2 rRNA genes are annotated in these 3,160 nt (G+C 53.3%); both read right to left on the reverse strand.

Going from position 1 to position 3,160, the window contains the following annotated elements:
* Positions 1 to 4: 4 nt before the first annotated feature.
* A 5S ribosomal RNA gene (gene rrf, locus U5A58_RS40235) occupies positions 5 to 118 on the reverse strand.
* 143 nt (positions 119 to 261) lie between these two features.
* Positions 262 to 3,142 (reverse strand): 23S ribosomal RNA (locus U5A58_RS40240).
* Positions 3,143 to 3,160: the final 18 nt, after the last annotated feature.

Genomic DNA, 3,160 nt, shown 5'->3' on the forward strand with positions numbered 1-3,160 from the left:
AGGAGCCTGACGATTACCTACTTTCACACGGGCAATCCGCACTATCATCGGCGTGGAGTTGTTTCACGGTCCTGTTCGGGATGGGAAGGGGTGGGACCAACTCGCTATGGTCATCAGGCATGACGGGTTGCTGCGTCGCATTTGCTGCGCCACAGCCAATCGGGAAGAAGCGTAAAGAGGTGTTGCTGAATTGGGGTTGTGTTGTTTAGATCGGCACAACACGTGATCTCAACCTGTGTGTCCTTGAAACACACCTGTTATAGGATCAAGCCTTACGGGCAATTAGTATCAGTTAGCTTAACGCATTACTGCGCTTCCACACCTGACCTATCAACGTCCTGGTCTCGAACGACCCTTCAAGGGGATCTAGTCCCCGGGGAAGTCTCATCTTGAGGCGAGTTTCCCGCTTAGATGCTTTCAGCGGTTATCTCTTCCGAACATAGCTACCCGGCGATGCGACTGGCGTCACAACCGGTACACCAGAGGTTCGTCCACTCCGGTCCTCTCGTACTAGGAGCAGGCCCCCTCAAACTTCCAGCGCCCACGGCAGATAGGGACCAAACTGTCTCACGACGTTTTAAACCCAGCTCACGTACCTCTTTAAATGGCGAACAGCCATACCCTTGGGACCGGCTACAGCCCCAGGATGAGATGAGCCGACATCGAGGTGCCAAACACCGCCGTCGATATGAACTCTTGGGCGGTATCAGCCTGTTATCCCCAGAGTACCTTTTATCCGTTGAGCGATGGCCCTTCCATACAGAACCACCGGATCACTATGACCTGCTTTCGCACCTGTTCGACTTGTGGGTCTCACAGTCAAGCACGCTTATGCCATTGCACTATCAGCACGATTTCCGACCGTACCTAGCGTACCTTCGTACTCCTCCGTTACCCTTTGGGAGGAGACCGCCCCAGTCAAACTGCCTACCATGCACTGTCCCCGATCCGGATCACGGACCAAGGTTAGAACCTCAAACAGATCAGGGTGGTATTTCAAGGACGGCTCCACGGAAACTAGCGTTCCCGCTTCACAGCCTCCCACCTATCCTACACAAACCGGTTCAAAGTCCAATGCAAAGCTACAGTAAAGGTTCATGGGGTCTTTCCGTCTAGCCGCGGGGAGATTGCATCATCACAAACACTTCAACTTCGCTGAGTCTCGGGAGGAGACAGTGTGGCCATCGTTACGCCATTCGTGCAGGTCGGAACTTACCCGACAAGGAATTTCGCTACCTTAGGACCGTTATAGTTACGGCCGCCGTTTACCGGGACTTCAATCAAGAGCTTGCACCCCATCATTTAATCTTCCGGCACCGGGCAGGCGTCACACCCTATACGTCCACTTTCGTGTTTGCAGAGTGCTGTGTTTTTATTAAACAGTCGCAGCCACCAGTTTATTGCAACCCCTTCACCCTTCTGGCGCGAGCCAGTCAAGCTACAAGGGCGTACCTTATCCCGAAGTTACGGTACCAATTTGCCGAGTTCCTTCTCCCGAGTTCTCTCAAGCGCCTTAGAATACTCATCTCGCCCACCTGTGTCGGTTTGCGGTACGGTCACTGTGAAACTGAAGCTTAGAGGCTTTTCTTGGAACCACTTCCAGTTGCTTCTTCACCTAAGTGAATGGCCTCGCACCCTTGAATTCCGCGCCCGGATTTGCCAAAGCGCCTTCTCCAATGCAAGGACCGGGACTTCCAACACCCGGACAACCTTCCGCGATCCGTCCCCCCATCGCATTTCACAATGGTGCAGGAATATTGACCTGCTTCCCATCAGCTACGCATTTCTGCCTCGCCTTAGGGGCCGACTCACCCTACGCCGATGAACGTTGCGTAGGAAACCTTGGGCTTACGGCGAGGGGGCCTTTCACCCCCTTTATCGCTACTCATGTCAGCATTCGCACTTCCGATACCTCCAGCACGCTTTTCAACGCACCTTCGCAGGCTTACGGAACGCTCTCCTACCATGCGTGCAAAGCACGCATCCGCAGCTTCGGTATATGACTTAGCCCCGTTACATCTTCCGCGCAGGACGACTCGATCAGTGAGCTATTACGCTTTCTTTAAAGGGTGGCTGCTTCTAAGCCAACCTCCTGACTGTTTTAGCCTTCCCACTTCGTTTCCCACTTAGTCATATTTGGGGACCTTAGCTGGCGGTCTGGGTTGTTTCCCTCTTGACACCGGACGTTAGCACCCGATGTCTGTCTCCCGTGATTGCACTCTTCGGTATTCGGAGTTTGCTATGGCGACGTAATCCGCAATGGACCCATCAACCATGACAGTGCTCTACCCCCGAAGGTGATACACGAGGCACTACCTAAATAGTTTTCGGAGAGAACCAGCTATTTCCAGGTTTGTTTAGCCTTTCACCCCTATCCACAGCTCATCCCCTAACTTTTCAACGTTAGTGGGTTCGGTCCTCCAGCACGTGTTACCGTGCCTTCAACCTGGCCATGGATAGATCACCTGGTTTCGGGTCTACACCCAGCGACTGAACGCCCTGTTCGGACTCGCTTTCGCTACGCCTGCCCTATTCGGTTAAGCTTGCCACTGAATGTAAGTCGCTGACCCATTATACAAAAGGTACGCCGTCACCCCTTGCGAGGCTCCGACTGTTTGTATGCATGCGGTTTCAGGATCTATTTCACTCCCCTCCCGGGGTTCTTTTCGCCTTTCCCTCACGGTACTGGTTCACTATCGGTCGATCACGAGTATTTAGCCTTGGAGGATGGTCCCCCCATCTTCAGACAGGATTTCACGTGTCCCGCCCTACTTGTCGCATACCTAGTTCTTCCATTCCGCCTTCGCCTACGGGGCTATCACCCACTATGGCCGCACTTTCCAGAGCGTTCGGCTGACGGTACAGATAAAGAATGCAGGCTGGTCCCATTTCGCTCGCCACTACTTTGGGAATCTCGGTTGATTTCTTTTCCTGCGGCTACTTAGATGTTTCAGTTCGCCGCGTTCGCTTCACATGACCTATGTATTCAGTCATGGATACTCCATTCGGAGTGGGTTTCCCCATTCGGATATCTGTGGATCAAAGCTTGTTTGCCAGCTCCCCACAGCTTTTCGCAGGCTACCGCGTCCTTCATCGCCTGTGATCGCCAAGGCATCCACCACATGCACTTGTTCGCTTGACCCTATAACGGGTGTGTCTC

Source organism: Paraburkholderia sp. J7, assembly GCF_905220155.1.
Lineage (GTDB): Bacteria > Pseudomonadota > Gammaproteobacteria > Burkholderiales > Burkholderiaceae > Paraburkholderia.